Origin of the sequence: Halorubrum sp. CSM-61 (assembly GCF_003781945.1) — an archaeon.
GTDB lineage: Archaea > Halobacteriota > Halobacteria > Halobacteriales > Haloferacaceae > Halorubrum.
On record NZ_RJJW01000003.1, the window covers coordinates 150808 to 167141 of the forward strand.

The following is a 16334-nucleotide window of genomic DNA, read 5'->3' on the forward strand; positions in this document are numbered from 1 at the left end:
CGTGCCTCCGAGCGCCCACCGGGCGCGAGGTGCACGCGCGAGGGAGTCGCGAACGAAGTGAGCGACGAGGCTGGGGAGGCGTGAGGTGCGGGGCGGTGCTGTGCGGGGCGGGACTCGAAGGGGCAGCCGCGAAGCGGGCAGAGGGAGTAAGGACCGCAACGAAGGAGCGATAGCGACTGAGTGAGGACCGCAGCGAGCGTCTGCCCGCTTCGCGGCTGGGGCTTCGGCGGTGTTCGGCGTCGATCCGCAGTCAACCACTTATAAGTGAGCGGCTGGGGCTTCGGCGGTGTTCGGCGTCGACCTGTCGACAGCGATTACTTATAAGCGATGCTCGTCTGCATCCCGTCCGTGTTGAACGCGCTCCCGGCCCCGTCCTCCCCGAGCACGATCACACCCGCACCCGATCCGGTGATCGCGTCGAACTCGCTAATCGCTCGCTCGGCCGCGGCCTGCGCGTCGACCCCGTCGTCGAGATGTCCCACGGCCCGCCGCGAGAGCGTGACGCGCGCGATGTCCTCGCCGGCGCCCGTCGCGCTCGCGCCGCCGGCCTCGGTACAGAAGAATCCCGACCCGACCTGCGGCACGTCGCCGACGCGCCCCGCGAGCGCGAACGAGCGGCCGCCCGTGGAGGTCGCCGCGGCGAACGTCTCGCCGTCGGTCGCGACCGCGCCGACCGTGTCGTGGTCGGGGGCGTCACGCTTCCGGTCGTCCCCCTCCCCGCCGTCTCCCTCCCCGCCGCCCTCCGACCTCCCGCCCGCCCGATCGTCGCCCGATCCGAACCGCGTCGCGAGCCAGTCGAGGTGCTCGCGGGGACCGCCCCGCGGCGGGTCCTCCGCCTCGTACCGCTCCCGCGCCTCCTCGGTGAGCAGGTCGACGCCGGTCTCGATCCCGAACTCGCTCGCGAGCTCGACCGCGTGCTCCCCGGAGACGAAGATGTGCGGCGTCTCCGAGTGAACGACGCGGGCGACGCTCGCCGCGCGCTCGACGCCGGGCATCGAGCAGGCCGCGCCGATCTCTCGATCGGAGGTCATCGCGCCGGCGTCGGTGCGGACGACGCCGTCGGACTGGACCGCGCCGCCGACGCCGGCGTTGAACCGCGGGTCCGACTCGAGGACGCCGAGCGCCGCCTCGACCGCGCCGAGGGGCGTGTCGGCGTCGACGCCGCGGCGGGTCGCTTCGTCGAGCGTCGCCTGTCTGAGAGCCGGCTCGTCCGGACGCCCGCCGGCGCCGCCGTGAGCGATGACGCGCATACGCGGGAGTCTCGCGGCGCTCCAATAAGCGCCCGGAAAGCGGGTGGACCGATCTGTCTCCCTCCCGCCGCCGCAAGACCTATTTCCGCTCCTCGGGGAGTCGTCACCACGTGACCGAACGACGAGACGCCGCAAGCGACGACACCGGATCCGAAGTCGGCGCGCCCGGATCCCCGGTCTCCGCCCGCCTCCGCGCCGCGCTCCGCCGCCGGATCGGGATCGACGTGCGCGCGCTCGCGGCGTTCCGGATCGCGCTCGGCGCCGTCCTCCTCGCCGACCTCGCGCTGCGCGCCCGGAACCTGACGGCCTTCTACACCGATTCTGGGGTGCTCCCCCGGTCGGCGGTCCCGGAGCCGTACGCCCTCGGGACCCGCCTCTCGCTGCACGCGCTCTCCGGCGAGGCGTGGGTCGTCGGCCCGCTGTTCATCGTCGCCGGTCTCGCCGCGATCGCTCTCGCGGTCGGCTACCGCACCCGGCTCGCCGCCGCGGTCTCGCTGGTCCTGCTCGCGTCGCTGCAGGCGCGGAACCCGTTCGTGCTCAACGCCGGCGACACGCTGCTCTGGCAGCTGCTCGGGGCCGGCCTGCTGTGTCCGATCGGCGCGCGCTGGTCGGTGGACGCGGTCCGGAGACGGGGGCAGGGGGCCGCTCCGGGAGCGCACCCGCCGACCGAACGCGCCCGGTTCGCCGGCCCCGCCTCGGCGCTCCTGTTGGCCGTCGTCATCGCGGTCTACGTCTCGAACGCGGTCGTGAAGCTCCGCGGCGAGGCGTGGCCCGCGGGCGAGGCGGTCGAGACCGTCTTCCGGCTCACGTACCTCCACGGCCCGCTCGGAGGGCTGGTGCCCGAGAACGCGGCGCTGCTCGCGGCCGCCGCGTACGGCTGGCTCGGGCTGCTCGTCGCCTCGCCGCTGCTCGTCGCGAGCGCCGGGCGGGTCCGGGCCGCGCTCGCCGGCGTCCTCGTCGCCGCCCACCTCTCGATGACGCTCACGCTGCAGATCGGCGTCTTCTCGGTCGCGTCGGCGACCGCGTTGCTCCCCTTCTTCCCGCCGTTCGTCTGGGACCGGATCGAGTCGCTGGCCGCGCCCGCGACCGAGCGGTTTCGGTCGGCGGTCGAGGTTCGGTCGGCGGCCGAGGGTCTCCCCGCGCCGCCGCGATCCGGGTCGTCATTCGGGGACTCGCTCTCCGATATCGTCCCCGCCGGAGCGACCCGCGGCCGCGCCCTCGCCGCCGTCGCCGCGGTCCTCCTCGTCTCGGCGCTCGCGTGGAACGCGGTGGGACTCGGCGTCGTCGCCGCGCCCGACCCCGTCGCGGCGGTGTCCGACCCGGGCGACAGCGACTGGGACATGTTCGCGCCCTCGCCGCCCTCGACCGATTCGCTCGTGCTCGCGACGGCGACGACCGCGGACGGCGACCGGATCGACGCGCTGTACGGCGACCCGGTCGCGGCCGATCGCCCCCTGGCCGACGCCCGAGGCTATCCCACCGCCCGCTGGCGCAAACACTTCTCGCTGCTGCCGCCCGACGACCCGGACCGCGTCGACGCGACGCTCGCATACCTCTGTGACCGGGCGGCGGGTCTCTCGGGCGCGGAGATCGAGTCGGTGACGGTCTCGTCGGTCGAGGTCGACGTCTCCGGGAGCGACGAGGTCCGAGTCCGGGAGATCGGGACGCGCGAGTGTCGGTGAGGGAGAGCGGTGTGGAGATCGAGCGACCGGACGCCGACTGACCACTTATCAACCCCGCACGCGAAACGGACGACGTGACTAGCACGGATCAGGACCGCACGCCGACCTCCGTCCTCCTCCCGACCGTGCGCTGGACCGACGCCTGCGACGAGGTGGCCGGACAGCTCGGCGAGCGCGACGAGCTGCTCGTGATCTGCGACGCGGCCGACGACCCGGTCGCCGATCGCCGGGGGACGACGCCGGACGGCGTCCGGATCGTCCTCGCGGGCGAGCCCGAGGGCTGCTCCGGGAAGGCGAACGCCATCGCCGCGGGGATGGAGGCGGCCGCGAACGACCGGATCGCCTGGACCGACGACGACTTCGCGCACCCGGACGACTGGCTCGCGACGCTCGAGGCCGACTACGAGAGACAAGGGCCGACGACGGAGATTCCCGTCTTCGTCGGGACGGACCCCCTCGCTCGGCTGTTCGAGCCCGCGTACGCGATCGGCGGGACGGCCGCGGTGTTCGCGGGCGGGATCGCCTGGGGCGGCGCGGTCGTCTTCGAGCGCGACGACCTCCGGAACGGACAGGACGGGTTCCTCGCGGACCTCCGCCGGACCGTCAGCGACGACGGGACGCTCACCGAGTACCTCGACGTGACCGCCGCGGACCGGACGCGGACCGTCCCGTGCGGCGGGTCGCTCCGGGGATCGCTGGAGCGGTTCGTCCGGTTCTTCCGTATCATGCGGTTCCACACGCCCCGAGCGGCCGCGTTCGACGTCGCCTTCGCGGTCGCGGTCGCCGCGCTGTGTCTGTTCGCGCCGGTGGTCGGCGTGGCGGTCGTCACCGCGATCTCGGCCGCGGTGTACGCCCGGTTCGGGATCCGCCGGGCGACGTTCCTGCTCGCGGGGCCGTCGGTGCTCGCCTCGCCGGTCTTCCTCGCGTACGCGCTGGCGCGGCGGACGTTCGTCTGGGGCGGCCGGCGCTACCGGTGGCGGTCGCTGTTCGACGTGGAGGTGCTCCCCGCGTGAGGGCGTGCTTCCGGTGAGGATGGTTCTCGCGTAGGTCCGGCAAAACACGCCGATTTCGGGGGTTCGAGCGCTCAGACGCAAAGCGGCAGGCACTTTACGCGGGTCCGACAACGCACGAACGTTCATGAGCTACGAGAAGGTCGACGTCCCCGACGACGGTGAGGCCATCACGCTGGCGGACGAGGAGACCGGCGAGCTGAACGTTCCCGAGAACCCGATCATCCCGATCATCCACGGCGACGGGATCGGCACCGACGTCGGACCGGCCGCCCAGAAGGTACTGGACGCGGCCGCGGAGGCGACGGGTCGCTCCATCGCGTGGATGCGCGTCTACGCCGGGGCGAGCGCCCGCGAGAAGTACGACGAGAACCTCCCCGAGGACACGGTCTCGGCCATTCGGAACCACCGCGTCGCGATCAAGGGCCCGCTGACGACGCCCGTCGGCGCCGGGTTCCGCTCGCTGAACGTCGCGTTGCGCAAGACGCTCGACCTGTACGCGAACGTCCGCCCGACCTACTACCTCGACGGCGTGCCGTCGCCGGTGAAGAACCCGGAAGCGATGGACATGGTCACGTTCCGGGAGAACACCGAGGACGTCTACGCCGGCATCGAGTGGGAGGCCGGCACCGACGAGGTCGAAGACGTGCGCGAGTTCGTCGAAGACGACATGGGCATCGACGACATCATCCACGACGGGCCCGTCGGCATCGGCGTCAAGCCCATCTCCGAGTTCGGCTCGAAACGGCTCATCCGCGAGGCGATCGACTACGCGCTCGCCAACGACCGCGACTCGGTCACGCTCGTCCACAAGGGCAACATCATGAAGTTCACCGAGGGCGCGTTCCGCGACTGGGGCTACGAGCTCGCCGACCAAGAGTACGGCGAGGACGTCATCACCGAAGACCAGCTCTGGAACGAGCACGACGGCGAGCGGCCCGACGGCACCCTCGTCGTGAAAGACCGCATCGCCGACAACATGCTCCAGCAGGTGCTCACCCGCACCGACGAGTACGACGTGGTCGCGACGATGAACCTCAACGGCGACTACTTCTCGGACGCCGCCGGCGCACAGATCGGCGGGCTCGGCATCGCGCCCGGCATCAACCGCGGCCACGGCCGCTGTCTCGCCGAACCCGTCCACGGCTCCGCGCCCAAGTACGCCGGCGAGGACAAGGTCAACCCCACCGCGATGATCCTCTCGGGCCGCGAGATGCTCGACTACCTCGGCTGGTCCGACGCCGCCGACCTCGTCCGCGACGCCGTCGAAGAGACCATCTCCTCGGGCCAGGTCACCTACGACCTCCACCGCCAGATCGACGGCGGCGAGAAACTCGCCACCAGCGAGTTCGCCGACGCCGTCGTCGACAACATCGAAAAGCTCGCCTAAGCGAGCTTTTCGAGCGCCCGGAAATCCCCGATTTCCGGGAATATCGACGAGCCGGCGTAAGCGTCGGTTAATCGCATCGGCGTCAGCGTCGACGATTTTCATTATTTTCCTGTTGGGATCTCATCTGGACTAGCCACCGTCAGAGTTTTTATATAGTTTCCTAATAGGAATTGTATGCCTAATAGGAAAGGGTCGATCTCGATAGAGCTGAAATATCCGTTTCCGGAGGATCGAGTGTTCCGATACCAAGCGATGCAGGACGTTCTCGACGTGCTTATCGATCAACCGTATGCGACGTACTCGATGAGCGAACTCGCGAACCTCACAGGGGCAAATCAAGGAACGATCTCAAAGGCGGTTAGGCTACTTTCCGATCTCGATGTCATCGAGACTGCACGGGACGGGCGGACCCAGCAGGTACGGATCAACCGAGAGCGGCTCACAAAACCGGACCCGATTCTCTCGATCCCGCAGGACGAGTTTCACCAACCGGTCCGGGCATTTTTGCAACGACTCCAGGACGAGTTGGACGAGGTAGTCGGGGTCGTCCTGTTCGGAAGTGTCGCACGGGGGGAAGCGGACAGGACCAGCGACATCGATGTATTGGTAATTGTCGACGAGGATAGAACCGCAGGTCGCCGGAGTGTTCAGTCGGTCGTCAGTGACCTCGAAGACCAACGGTTCGAGGGGAACCGATACACGTACCAGCCGCTCGTCGAATCGACGGATAGCGTCCGACGAATTGGTGACCAACTCCGCCCCCAGTTCGACGACGGAATTACGCTGGTCGGCTCTGACCAACTCTCCGAGCTCCGGACCGAGGTGTACACCGATGAATGACGATATCCGAGACCGATTGGAGGAGGCCGAGCGAACCTTCGAGGGCAGCCCCGGAACGATCGAGGAGGGATTGGACGTCGACGACGCGGAGTTGGTCCAACTTCGCCGTGCCTGCCGGCTGTTGGAGGTCGGATCGACTCTCCTCGATCAAGGGTACTACACGGTCGTGATCGAGTCGGCGTTCGTCGCCATCGAGCGCACGATCCAGTTCCGGTTGATCCACGACGGGGCCATGTCCGCAGCAGAGGTCGTCAGCAGCCACCGACGACTCTACCAGCGTGGTGCCGAGATTGGCCTCTACGACGACGCGTTTGGGGAGGACCTTGCCGAGCTGTGGAACCGGAATCGAACGAAGACCTACTACAGGCTTGGTATCGCGACGAAGGAACAGGCCGAAGCGATGTACCGGCTTGCCGACGACATTCACCGAGATCTCGTCGACATGACTCGGGTGTCACACGAGCCTCTGCCGGAGGTGACTGATAGATACTCCGCGGCTGAGGATGTCATAGAACTCTTGCGACGATGTTTATTTCATGATCCCGAAACCGATTCAACCGTGAGGGCCTGACTGCTCCTTGATCGGTATCGGGAGTAGGTCTCGCACGTTTGTGGCGTGGTGGTTTATACGTCGGATTGGGATGTTGCTGTCGGCCATTTATACGTGATCGACGGTGCTGCGGTAAAGACCTCCAAAGCCCCAGCCGCGAGGCGGGCGCACGCTCGCTGCGCTCCTCGCTCAGTCGCTAACGCTCCTTTACTGCGGTGCTTGCGTCGCCTGCGCCCGCCTCGCGACGCCCCTTTGAGTCCCGCCCGTCCGCAACAGCACCGCAGCCTCACACCTCCCCAGCCTCGTCGGCCGACGCTTATAAGCGCCGGCCGACTCCCTCGCGCGGCGCTGTCTCGCGGCCGCCGAGGGCGGCCGCTCGCAGGCGCGCGCCACCGCACCGATCTTTCTAAGCGATCGTCGCTGTCGCTCGCGGTCGGTTTAAATACAGTCTCGGAACCGATGATCTGCAACACTCACTCCCGAAATCGCTTATCGCTGTGTCTGTACTGAGCAGTCGAGGGTATGGAAATGCCAATTGCTAGAATTTGAACAGAGCCCCATTTTCATGAGCAGCCGTCGCCTACCCCAGCCGCTCGTCGAGGATCAGCCGCGTCTTCGTCGACTTGACCTCGTCCATCTCCCTCGCCTGCGAGATGAGCTCGTTGACCGCGCGCGTGTCGACGGCGTCGACGACGAGCACGATGTCGTCCTCGCCGGAGACCTGCCAGACGAAGTCCACCTCCTCCCAGTCGACCATGCGCTCGCCGACGGCGGCGGTGTCGACGTTCATCTCCACCGATATCTCGATCATCGCCTTCACGTTGCCGGTGCGGGTCGTGACGGTGAACCGCTCGATGATCCCCTCTTCGGTCATGCGGTCGACGCGGTTGCGCACGGTCCCCTCGGAGGTCCCCACGCTGTCCGCGATCTCCGTGTAAGGGGTCCGCGCGTCCCGTCGCAGTATCGAGAGGATCCGGCGATCGAGGTCGTCCATACCCGACCCTTTCGCCGCGGTGACTTACTCGTTACGAATATCGTAACGAGGCTACGAACGACGCATTTATTACCCTTTGCGCGTACGTTTCTCGTAATGTCGGACGCCTACATCGCGCTGGCCGACGGACGCGTGCTCGAAGCGCGCGCTCGTGCGCCGGGGCGCACCCGTGGCGAACTGGTGTTCACGACCGCGTACACCGGCTACGAGGAGTCGCTCACCGACCCCTCCTACGCCGAACAGATCCTCACCTTCTCGTACCCCCTGATCGGGAACTACGGCGTCCGAAGCGAGCGGTTCGAGTCCGACTCGGTCCAGCCCCGCGCGGCGATCGCCCGCGAGCTGACCGACGACGTCGCCGAGTGGCTCGCCGACGAGGACGTGCCCGCCGTCGACCACGTCGACACCCGCGAGATCGTCACCACCGTCCGCGAGGAGGGCGCGATGGCCTGCGGGATCGCCGCCGGCCCCGACGCGACCCCCGAGGACGCGGTCGAGGAGATGGAGGCGTGCGAGCCGATGAGCGACCACGTCGACATCGGCGCGCAGGTGTCGGTGACCGAGCCGACCGTCCACGAGGGCGACGGCGTCGCCGACGTTGCCTTGCTCGACTGCGGCGCGAAGGGCTCGATCATCTCCTCGCTCACCGAGCGCGGCGCGGACGTGCACGTCCTCCCGTACGACGCGACCCCCGAGGACGTGGCCGACGTGGACCCCGACGTCCTCTTCGTCTCGAACGGCCCGGGCGACCCGGAGAACTTCGTCGCCGCGCAGGAGGTCGTCGACGCCGTCGCCGGCGACCTTCCGATGGCCGGCATCTGCCTCGGCCAGCAGGTGATCACGAGCGCGCTCGGCGGCTCGACCGAGAAGATGGCGTTCGGTCACCGCGGCGTCAACCAGCCCGTGAAGGACCTCCGCACCGACAAGGTCGTGATGACCACGCAGAACCACGGCTACACGGTCGACGACACCGGCCCGCTTGAGGTGACGCAGGTGAACGTCAACGACGACACCGTCGAGGGGCTCGACAGCGAGGAGCTCGACGTCATCACCCGCCAGTACCACCCCGAGGCGAACCCCGGCCCCCACGACTCGCTCGGCTTCTTCGACGAGGTGCTGGAGCTGGCGCACTCGACGCCGCACGTCGCGGCCGACTGACGCCGGCTTCGGTTTCCTGCGGCTCCGCCTCCCGCGCACGACCCCTCCCGATCCCCGGGCCCTCTCGCTGACCACCCGAGTACCATCCGGCCGACGCCCGCGGTCCTTTTCACTCTCTTCCGCCCTCGCCCGTCGGCTCTCTCCGCCCTCGCCCGTCGGCTCTCTCCGCCCTCGCCCGTCGGCTCTCTCCGCCCGCGACCGGCGACGTTTTCCCCCGCCCCCTCGCAGTGACGGCCATGACGACGGAGATCCTCCTCACCAACGACGACGGCGTCGACGCCGTCGGGATCCGGGCGCTGTACGACGCGCTCTCGGACGACTACGAGGTGACGGTGGTCGCGCCCGAGAGCAACCAGTCCGGCGTCGGCGGCGCGCGCTCGTGGTGGGACACGACGGTGGAGTACGCCGAGACCGACCTCGGCTACGCGGTCGAGGGGACCCCCGCCGACTGCGTCGCCGTCGCGGAAGTCGCGCTCGGGCTCGACCCCGACGCGGTCGTCTCCGGCTGTAACCACGGGCCGAACATCGGCGCGCACATCCTCGGGCAGTCCGGCACGGTCGGCGCCGCGATGGAGGCGTCGTTCCTCGGCACCCCGGCGATCGCGGTGTCGCTGTACGACCGCGGCAACCTCCCCGTTTCGCCGACGCTCGACACCGGCGACTTCGCGGTCGCCGGCGAGGTCGTCGCGGACCTGCTCGACCGCGCTGAGATCGGGGACAAGGGCGCCGACGACGACGGTGCCGGCCCGCGCCTCCCGTTCGGCGCCGACGTGCTGAACGTCAACGTTCCGGCGGCCGACGACGAGGCGGCCGACGACCCGACCTACCGGTTAACCGAGCCCGCGCGCGGCTTCGACGTGATCGAGTTCCGGCCGGGCGAGGAGGGTCCGGACGAGGAGAACGTCCCCGAGGACTGGAAGTTCAACGAACGTCGCGGGGAGATGGGGATGGAGCTCCGCGACCGCTTCTGGCGGGAGTTCCTCCGCGGCGACGTCGCCGACGACCCGGGTTCCGACCGGCTCGCGGCCGTCGAGGGCGAGGTGAGTATCTCGCCGCTGTCGTCGTCGCGATCGATCGCGGGCGACCGCACCGGCGAGGTCGTCGAGGGCCGGTCGGCGCCCGAGTCGGCGGCCTCGCGGGTCGAACAGGACTGACGGACGAAAATCCTCCTCGGCGCCGCCGCCGCGACCTCAGCGCCGCCGTCCCGGCCGACGCGATCCCTCGGTGAACTCTCTGCCCAACCGTCCGAGGTACCACACGACGACCAGCCCCAGCGCGACGCCGACGCCGAGCGCGGCGAGCAGTTCGATCGTCGAGGGGTCGAACTGGAGCGCGATGAGCGGCGGCGACACCGCCACGATGAGGAGGATGACGGCCTTTATCCGCCGGTTCCCGGCGTCGCGCTCCGCGTCCGACATGGGGCCTACCACGCAGATCCCTCCGCGGTCCGCGGTCGGCCTCCGGTCGCTCCGGTGTTCATGGGCCACCCACGGTTCGCTCGGATATCAACCCGGCGGAGCCGATCGGGCGCCCGGCCGATCGCCGTTCGTATTGGAAACGATCCGCATACCTACGCCGCCGCGTCCGCATAAGTCTCTCGACCGTTCACGCCCGTAACGGGGGCGTTCCGCCGTGAACGGTCTCGGCCGTTTAAGTCGGTTCGGGCGGAGATGACGTCTGCCCCTACCCGCGGACCCGTCCGCGGCGTCCGACCGCGCCCCGGCGAGGCGTCTCCTCGGCCGCCGTTCCGCGGCGCTTTTGAGCCGACCCCGACAACCGGTGAGCATGGACGACGAACTCCGCGAGCGCGTCGAGGCGGCCGGCGAGGCCGCCGCGCTGTTCAACGCGCTCAAACACGGTAACGACCCGGACGTGGGCGCCATCATGGGCCCGCTCATGGGCGAGAACCCCGAGTTCCGACCGCACGGCGACGAGATCCCCGGCGTCGTCGCGCCGGTCGTGAACCGGATCGCCGACATGGACGAGGCCGAGCGCCGGGAGCGTCTCGGCGAACTCGCGCCCGACAAGCTCGCGGAGCTCGAGGCGGAAGACGAGGCGGACGACCACGTCCTCCCCGACCTCCCGAACGCCGAGGAGGGGGAGGTCGTGATGCGCGCCGCGCCGAACCCGAACGGCCCGTGGCACGTCGGACACGCGCGCATGCCCGCCGTGATCGGGACGTACAAGGAGCGCTACGACGGCGAGTTCATCTGCCGGTTCGACGACACGGACCCGGAGACGAAACGCCCCGATCTGGACGCGTACGACGCCATCCTGGAGGACATCGAGTACCTCGGGTTCGAGCCCGACCGCGTGCTCCGGGCGTCGGACCGACTGGAGACCTACTACGACCACGCACGCGAGCTGATCGACGCCGGCGGCGCCTACACCTGCTCGTGCTCCGGCGACGACTTCTCGGAGCTGAAGAACGCGGGCGAGCCGTGCCCGCACCGCGAGAAGGACGGCGAGACGGTCCACGAGGAGTTCGACGCCATGATCGACGGCGAGTACTCGGCCGGCGAATTGGTCTTACGCGTCCGGACCGACATCGGGCACAAGAACCCGGCGCTCCGCGACTGGGTCGCCTTCCGGATGATCGACACGCCGCACCCGCGCGAGGAGGCGGCAGAGTACCGCTGTTGGCCCATGCTCGACTTCCAGTCCGGCGTCGACGACCACCTCACGGGCGTCACGCACATCATCCGCGGGATCGACCTCCAGGACTCCGCGAAGCGCCAGCGGTTCGTCTACGACAACTTCGGCTGGGAGTACCCCGAGGTGCTCCACTGGGGCCACGTGCAGGTCGACGAGTACGACGTGACGCTGTCGACGTCGACGATCAAGGAGCTCATCGAAACGGGCGAGCTGACCGGCTGGGACGACCCGCGCGCCCCGACCATTCGGTCGATGCGTCGTCGCGGTATCCGGGGGCAGGCCCTCGTCGACTCGATGACCGAACTGGGGATGTCCACCTCCGACGTCGATCTGGCGATGTCCTCCGTCTACGCCAACAACCGCGACCTGGTCGACGACGAGGCGAACCGCTACTTCCTCGTGCGCGACCGCGAGGACGCGCCCGCCGTGGAGCTGCCGATCGTCGACGGCGACGCGCCGGCGCCCGAGGCGGGCCACCCGCCGCTCCACCCCGACCACGCCGACCGCGGCGACCGCGAGGTGCCCGCCGGCCGGATCGCCGTCGAGTCGCCCGACCTCCCGAGCGAGGGCGAGCGCGTCTGGCTCAAGGGGTACGGCTGCGTCCGGTACGAGGGCGACGAGCTGGTCTTCGTCGACGCCGACATCGACGTGGTCCGCGACGGCGGCGTGGACGTTGTCCACTGGGCGCCGGTCGAGGAGGGGCTCGACACGCTCCTCCGCACCGTCTCCGGCGACGTGCGCGGTATCGCCGAGCCCGCGCTCGCCGAGGTCGACCCCGACACGGTCGTCCAGTTCGTGCGCGTCGGCTTCGCTCGGATCGACGCGTTCGATCCCGAGGCGACCGACGAGCCGGACGGCCCGAACGGCGAGGAGGACCTGCTGGCGTACTACGCGCACCCCTAGTCGGGGGCCGGCCGGCTCGCGCGGCGCTCTCGCGGCCGCCTGCCGCGGGGGTTAAGTAGCGAGCCCCGGAATTACTGGCAAGATGGCCATCGACTCGAACTTCGAACAGAACCGGGAGAAAGTCGGCGAGGAGGACGGCGTCGCCGTCTGGGGGCCCGTCGAGCCGCCCGAGAAGCAGGGGATCCGCGGCACGCACGTCGCGGTCGACTTCGACATCTGTCTCGCCGACGGCGCGTGTCTGGAGGACTGCCCGGTCGACGTGTTCGAGTGGGTCGACACCCCCGGTCACCCCGAGTCCGAGCGGAAGGCGAACCCCGCCGACGAGGACCAGTGTATCGACTGTATGTTGTGCGTGGACGTCTGCCCGGTCGACGCGATCGACGTCGATCCCGGCCGCGAGAACCGTTTATAAGCGACCGAGTGCAGTGAGGCGAGACGGGTTTTCTGACACCCCAGTCGCTCGTTTTTAAGTACCGAGACCGATAGCGACGGTGAACACCGCCAAAGCCCCAGCCGCTCGGTAGTACGTGATCGATGACTCGGTGGTGAACACCGCCAAAGCCCCAGCCGCGAGGACGGCGGACGCTCGCTGCGGTCCTCAGTCGCTCGCTCCGTTCGCTCCCTGCGGTCCTTGAGTCGCCTCCGCCGTCCTCGCGACTGCCCCTTTGAGTCCCACCCGGTAGCACCGCACCGCCGGAAGACGGTCCTGCTCGCTCACTCCGTTCGCTGCGCGGGCTGCGACTTCCGTGCTCCCGCTCACTCTCTGCGGTCGCTCGCGGGTCCGCAGCCTCACACCTCCCCAGCCTCGTCGGCCGCCCTCCGCGTTGCTCCGGGCGACCGCCTCCAGCGAGGGACCGAAGGTCCCTCTGGCAGCCGGCGCTACGCGCCGGCGACCTCGCACGCGCTCCTCGCGCCCGGTGGGCGCTCGGAAGGCGCGCGCCACCGCACCGTTTGGTCGTGTTTGCCGTCGCCGTCTTCGATCAATCGCTTATAACCGGGTTATAAATCGCTTATAAACCGCTCCCGCTCTTCGAGCGCGAAGCCGGTCCCGTACCGCTCGACGAGGGGCTCGTAGGCGTCGCCGAGCGCGCGCATACACGCGCCCGCCGACACGTACCCGAGTTCGTCCGCGACCGACTCGCTCGGGTAGCCCTGCAGGACCTTCCGGACGAGCAGACGCTTCTCACGGGCGTCGAGGACCGCGTCGCAGTCGCCCGTCTCTTCCCTCTCGTCGCCCTCGATCAGCGCCGCGAGCGCGAGGTCACGGAAGGCTCCGGGCGCGCTGTCGTACATCCCCGGGCCGTACGACGCGCCGACGACGGAGCGCCACTCGATCTCGGTCAGGTCCACGGAGACCGGGGCCGGGCAGGCGCGGAGCGCGCCGACGACCACGTCGGGGTCCACGTCGCGGTGGGCGTCGGAGAGCCCGTCGCGCTCGCGGTCGCGGAAGGCGGCGGCGTGGCGGTCGAGGAGGGCCTTCCCCGGTCTGCCCTCGCCGGCCCCGATCGTCGGCCGGAGCATGATCGCGGAGTGCTCGCCGGAGGCGTCGTTGCGGGAGGTCGAGAGGTGGACCGTCCGGTAGCCCGCCCGTCGCCAGAAGCGGAGGAGTCGCGGGGTCGCGCCGTAGCCGACCGAGAAGTAGTCGACGGCGTCGGAGTCGCCGTCGACCCTCTCACCCTCCCCGCCGAACTCCGCGTGCACCTCGTCGAGCAGGCGCGTGCCGAACCCCTCGTCCCTGAGCGCGTGATGGGTCGCGATCCGGACCGTCCGCAGGCCCCGCGGCTCGGCGGCGGCCTCGTCGCGGAGCTGGCTCGTGAGCACGTCCGGCACCATGTTGCCGCGGACGCGCTCGCCCTCGTACATCCGCCGGCGGGTCTCCGCGTCGAGCCCGCCCTCCCGCGCGAGCAGCGCGACCGCGACCACCCGCCCCTCGGCCACCAGGGCCCGCGCGGTGAGGTTCGGCGCGTCGAGCAGGCGAGCGAGGTCGTTCGGCTCGGTGCGATAGTGCGCGGCGACGAGCAGCCCGAACGCCTCCCGGAGCAGCGACTCGTCCGCGAGCAGGTCGGCGGCCGGGAGCGCGCGGTACGTCGCGTCCCCGACCGCAGACCCCGCGACCGCCTCGTCGACCGCGGGGCGCGCGTCTAGCAGGAGCGCCCGCGACGTCCACGCCTCCACCGGGTCGTTCCGCGCGTACCGGATCGGCTCGTCGAGCCGCACGTCTCGCACCGAAAAGCGGCTCGCGCGCAGCCGCTCCTTGAACCGGATCGAGAACCCGCGGCCGGCCCCCTCGTAGCCGTGGACCGTCGTGCAGAACGCGACCGCGGGCGCGTCGAGGAACCGTTCCAGCAGCCGCACCGGGAGCGCGGCCGCCTCGTCGACGATCACCGCGTCCGGGCCGTCGGGGAGGGCGGCGGCCTCGGCGGGCGTGAGAAAGCGGACCCGTCCGCCGCCCGGCGCGTCGAGGCGGCGGGGAGCGGTCTCAGAATCGGTCCCCCCTTCCCCGATCAGCTCGCTCGCCCGAGCGAACACCTCCGCCGCGTTCCGGAACGCCGGCGCCGTGACGAGCACGTCGGCCCCGGCGAGCGCGAGCGCCCCCGCCGCGATCCCCGCCGCGCTCGACTTCCCGCGCCCGCGGTCCGCCTCGGCGACGACCGCGTTTCCGGGGGTCGCGAGCGACTCGAACGCCCTCACCGCCCGAACCTGATCGCTCGTGAGACAGGCCTCGTAGGCGGCGTCCGGGAAGGTCGCGTTCGGTGGGGCGGTCGGCGGGGCGGTCGTCTCTGTGGTCGCCGCTTCCGGGAAACCAACGAGTCCGTCTCGCTCGATCGCGTCGCCCTCGGGCCCGTCCGCGCCGAGCGAGACGATCGCGATTCCCGGATGCGACCGGAGCGTCTCGACGAGGCGCTCGCGGAACCGCCCCGTCACGTCGTCGACCTCGTACGGCGGGACCGCGAGCGAGTCGTCGAAGCGGTCGCGGACCGCGGGCCACGCGTCGAGGTCGGGCGTCAGGAGGACGAGGAGGCCGCCGCCGTCGACCGCGCCGACGCACCGACCGAGCGCGTTCGGGACGAACCGCTCGTGGCAGTCGAGGACGACGACCTCCCGGGTGCGACCGAGCAGCTCGTCGGCGTTCCGCGGCCGATGTTCCTCGAACCGGAACCCCTCTCGCGTGGAGACGATAGCGGTCGACGCGGGGTCGACCGCCTCGATCGCGTCGTAGGCCGCGTCGACTCCCCGGTCGCGGTCCCCGGCGAGCACGAGGACGCGCCGCTCGTTCGCCGCCTCGGCCTCCCGCTTCGCGTCCCGCGCCAGCCCCGCGATCATCGTTCGCTCGTCGTTGCCGGGGGGTGCAGATGTGTCTTGCCCTCCGGACGCGGGCGTCCCTCGCGACCGATCGCCTCGCGCTCCGCGAGGCGGGACGCTTACGGACGCTCGGCGCGTCGCTCCGGGTATGACCACGGTCACGCTCATCGGCACGCGGCTCGCGGACACCGGCCGCGAGTTCGTCTATCAGGGGGAGTCGCCCGACTGCGAGGGGTGTCCCTACCGGAGCCAGTGTCTCAACCTCTCCGAGGGGACCCGGTACCGCGTGACCGGGATCCGCGAGAACGCCCAGACCCTCGACTGCGCCGTCCACGACGCCGGCGTCCGCGCGGTCGAGGTCGAGCCCGCGCCCGTCCCCGCGAACGTCCCGTCGAAGCAGGCGTACGCCGGCGGGCGCGTGTCGCTCGCCGGGCCGTGCCCGCACACCGAGTGCCCGAGCCACGGGTACTGCGTCCCCGACGGCGCCGACTTCGACGACGAGCGCGTGATCGATCAGGTGCTCGGCGAGCCCCCGCACGACACCTGCGCGCTCGACCGAGACCTGACGCTGGTGGAGTTCCGGGCGGAAGACGGGTAGG

General features: G+C 70.1%; 14 protein-coding genes. 10 read left to right on the top strand and 4 right to left on the bottom strand.

Going from position 1 to position 16334, the window contains the following annotated elements:
• Positions 1 to 314: 314 nt before the first annotated feature.
• Positions 315 to 1250: an isoaspartyl peptidase/L-asparaginase gene (locus EDM04_RS06500; protein ID WP_123620327.1), complete on the bottom strand. Its 936-nt coding sequence runs from the start codon at positions 1248 to 1250 to the stop codon at positions 315 to 317.
• A 110-nt stretch (positions 1251 to 1360) separates the two neighbouring features.
• On the opposite strand from EDM04_RS06500, the gene EDM04_RS06505 reads away from it, so the two are divergent.
• The 5 genes from EDM04_RS06505 to EDM04_RS06525 all read left to right on the top strand — a co-directional run bounded on the left by EDM04_RS06505 (position 1361) and on the right by EDM04_RS06525 (position 6743).
• A complete protein-coding gene (locus EDM04_RS06505) occupies positions 1361 to 2932 on the top strand; it encodes an HTTM domain-containing protein (protein WP_123620328.1) in 1572 nt (523 codons plus the stop codon).
• Between the two features lie 74 nt (positions 2933 to 3006).
• Entirely contained in the window at positions 3007 to 3945 is a 939-nt protein-coding gene (locus tag EDM04_RS06510) for a glycosyltransferase (RefSeq protein ID WP_123620329.1), read from the top strand.
• 124 nt (positions 3946 to 4069) lie between these two features.
• Positions 4070 to 5332: an isocitrate dehydrogenase (NADP(+)) gene (icd, locus tag EDM04_RS06515; protein WP_123620330.1), complete on the top strand. Its 1263-nt coding sequence runs from the start codon at positions 4070 to 4072 to the stop codon at positions 5330 to 5332.
• 252 nt (positions 5333 to 5584) lie between these two features.
• Entirely contained in the window at positions 5585 to 6172 is a 588-nt protein-coding gene (locus EDM04_RS06520; RefSeq protein ID WP_123620331.1) for a nucleotidyltransferase domain-containing protein, read from the top strand.
• On the top strand, positions 6165 to 6743 hold the full coding sequence (locus tag EDM04_RS06525; RefSeq protein ID WP_241154858.1) for a hypothetical protein: 579 nt from the start codon (positions 6165 to 6167) through the stop codon (positions 6741 to 6743). Before EDM04_RS06520 ends, EDM04_RS06525 begins: the two co-directional genes overlap by 8 nt.
• Positions 6744 to 7302: 559 nt before the next feature.
• Here the strand turns inward: EDM04_RS06525 and EDM04_RS06530 are convergent.
• Positions 7303 to 7716, bottom strand: a complete 414-nt coding sequence (locus EDM04_RS06530; RefSeq protein ID WP_123620332.1) for an Lrp/AsnC family transcriptional regulator — start codon at positions 7714 to 7716, stop codon at positions 7303 to 7305.
• A gap of 96 nt (positions 7717 to 7812) precedes the next feature.
• Here EDM04_RS06530 and carA point away from each other — a divergent pair, with 96 nt between their 5' ends.
• On the top strand, positions 7813 to 8874 hold the full coding sequence (gene carA / locus EDM04_RS06535; protein ID WP_123620333.1) for a glutamine-hydrolyzing carbamoyl-phosphate synthase small subunit: 1062 nt from the start codon (positions 7813 to 7815) through the stop codon (positions 8872 to 8874).
• A gap of 236 nt (positions 8875 to 9110) precedes the next feature.
• Positions 9111 to 10028, top strand: a complete 918-nt coding sequence (surE, locus tag EDM04_RS06540; RefSeq protein WP_123620334.1) for a 5'/3'-nucleotidase SurE — start codon at positions 9111 to 9113, stop codon at positions 10026 to 10028.
• A 36-nt stretch (positions 10029 to 10064) separates the two neighbouring features.
• On the opposite strand, the gene EDM04_RS06545 is transcribed toward surE, so the two are convergent.
• Positions 10065 to 10292, bottom strand: a complete 228-nt coding sequence (locus EDM04_RS06545; protein ID WP_123620336.1) for a hypothetical protein — start codon at positions 10290 to 10292, stop codon at positions 10065 to 10067.
• Positions 10293 to 10659: 367 nt separating this feature from the next.
• Here EDM04_RS06545 and EDM04_RS06550 point away from each other — a divergent pair, with 367 nt between their 5' ends.
• Both EDM04_RS06550 and EDM04_RS06555 read left to right on the top strand, forming a co-directional pair.
• A complete protein-coding gene (locus tag EDM04_RS06550; RefSeq protein ID WP_123620338.1) occupies positions 10660 to 12432 on the top strand; it encodes a glutamate--tRNA ligase in 1773 nt (590 codons plus the stop codon).
• Between the two features lie 82 nt (positions 12433 to 12514).
• Positions 12515 to 12844 (top strand): ferredoxin family protein, encoded by a 330-nt coding sequence (locus tag EDM04_RS06555; RefSeq protein WP_123620340.1) that lies wholly within the window; start codon positions 12515 to 12517, stop codon positions 12842 to 12844.
• A 587-nt stretch (positions 12845 to 13431) separates the two neighbouring features.
• Here EDM04_RS06555 and tmcA read toward each other — a convergent pair.
• On the bottom strand, positions 13432 to 15756 hold the full coding sequence (gene tmcA / locus EDM04_RS06560; RefSeq protein ID WP_123620342.1) for a tRNA(Met) cytidine acetyltransferase TmcA: 2325 nt from the start codon (positions 15754 to 15756) through the stop codon (positions 13432 to 13434).
• A gap of 127 nt (positions 15757 to 15883) precedes the next feature.
• On the opposite strand from tmcA, the gene EDM04_RS06565 reads away from it, so the two are divergent.
• Complete coding sequence (locus EDM04_RS06565; RefSeq protein ID WP_123620344.1) at positions 15884 to 16333, top strand: UPF0179 family protein; 450 nt, start codon at positions 15884 to 15886, stop codon at positions 16331 to 16333.
• The last annotated feature ends 1 nt before the right edge of the window (position 16334 follow it).

Coding starts and splice junctions, on each gene's coding strand:
- EDM04_RS06525 (WP_241154858.1), top strand. CDS start 6,165: ATGAATGACGATATCCGAGACCGATTGGAGGAGGCCGAGCGAACCTTC.
- surE (WP_123620334.1), top strand. CDS start 9,111: ATGACGACGGAGATCCTCCTCACCAACGACGACGGCGTCGACGCCGTC.
- carA (WP_123620333.1), top strand. CDS start 7,813: ATGTCGGACGCCTACATCGCGCTGGCCGACGGACGCGTGCTCGAAGCG.
- EDM04_RS06555 (WP_123620340.1), top strand. CDS start 12,515: ATGGCCATCGACTCGAACTTCGAACAGAACCGGGAGAAAGTCGGCGAG.
- EDM04_RS06520 (WP_123620331.1), top strand. CDS start 5,585: ATGCAGGACGTTCTCGACGTGCTTATCGATCAACCGTATGCGACGTAC.
- tmcA (WP_123620342.1), bottom strand. CDS start 15,756: ATGATCGCGGGGCTGGCGCGGGACGCGAAGCGGGAGGCCGAGGCGGCG.
- icd (WP_123620330.1), top strand. CDS start 4,070: ATGAGCTACGAGAAGGTCGACGTCCCCGACGACGGTGAGGCCATCACG.
- EDM04_RS06550 (WP_123620338.1), top strand. CDS start 10,660: ATGGACGACGAACTCCGCGAGCGCGTCGAGGCGGCCGGCGAGGCCGCC.
- EDM04_RS06565 (WP_123620344.1), top strand. CDS start 15,884: ATGACCACGGTCACGCTCATCGGCACGCGGCTCGCGGACACCGGCCGC.
- EDM04_RS06530 (WP_123620332.1), bottom strand. CDS start 7,716: ATGGACGACCTCGATCGCCGGATCCTCTCGATACTGCGACGGGACGCG.
- EDM04_RS06500 (WP_123620327.1), bottom strand. CDS start 1,250: ATGCGCGTCATCGCTCACGGCGGCGCCGGCGGGCGTCCGGACGAGCCG.
- EDM04_RS06545 (WP_123620336.1), bottom strand. CDS start 10,292: ATGTCGGACGCGGAGCGCGACGCCGGGAACCGGCGGATAAAGGCCGTC.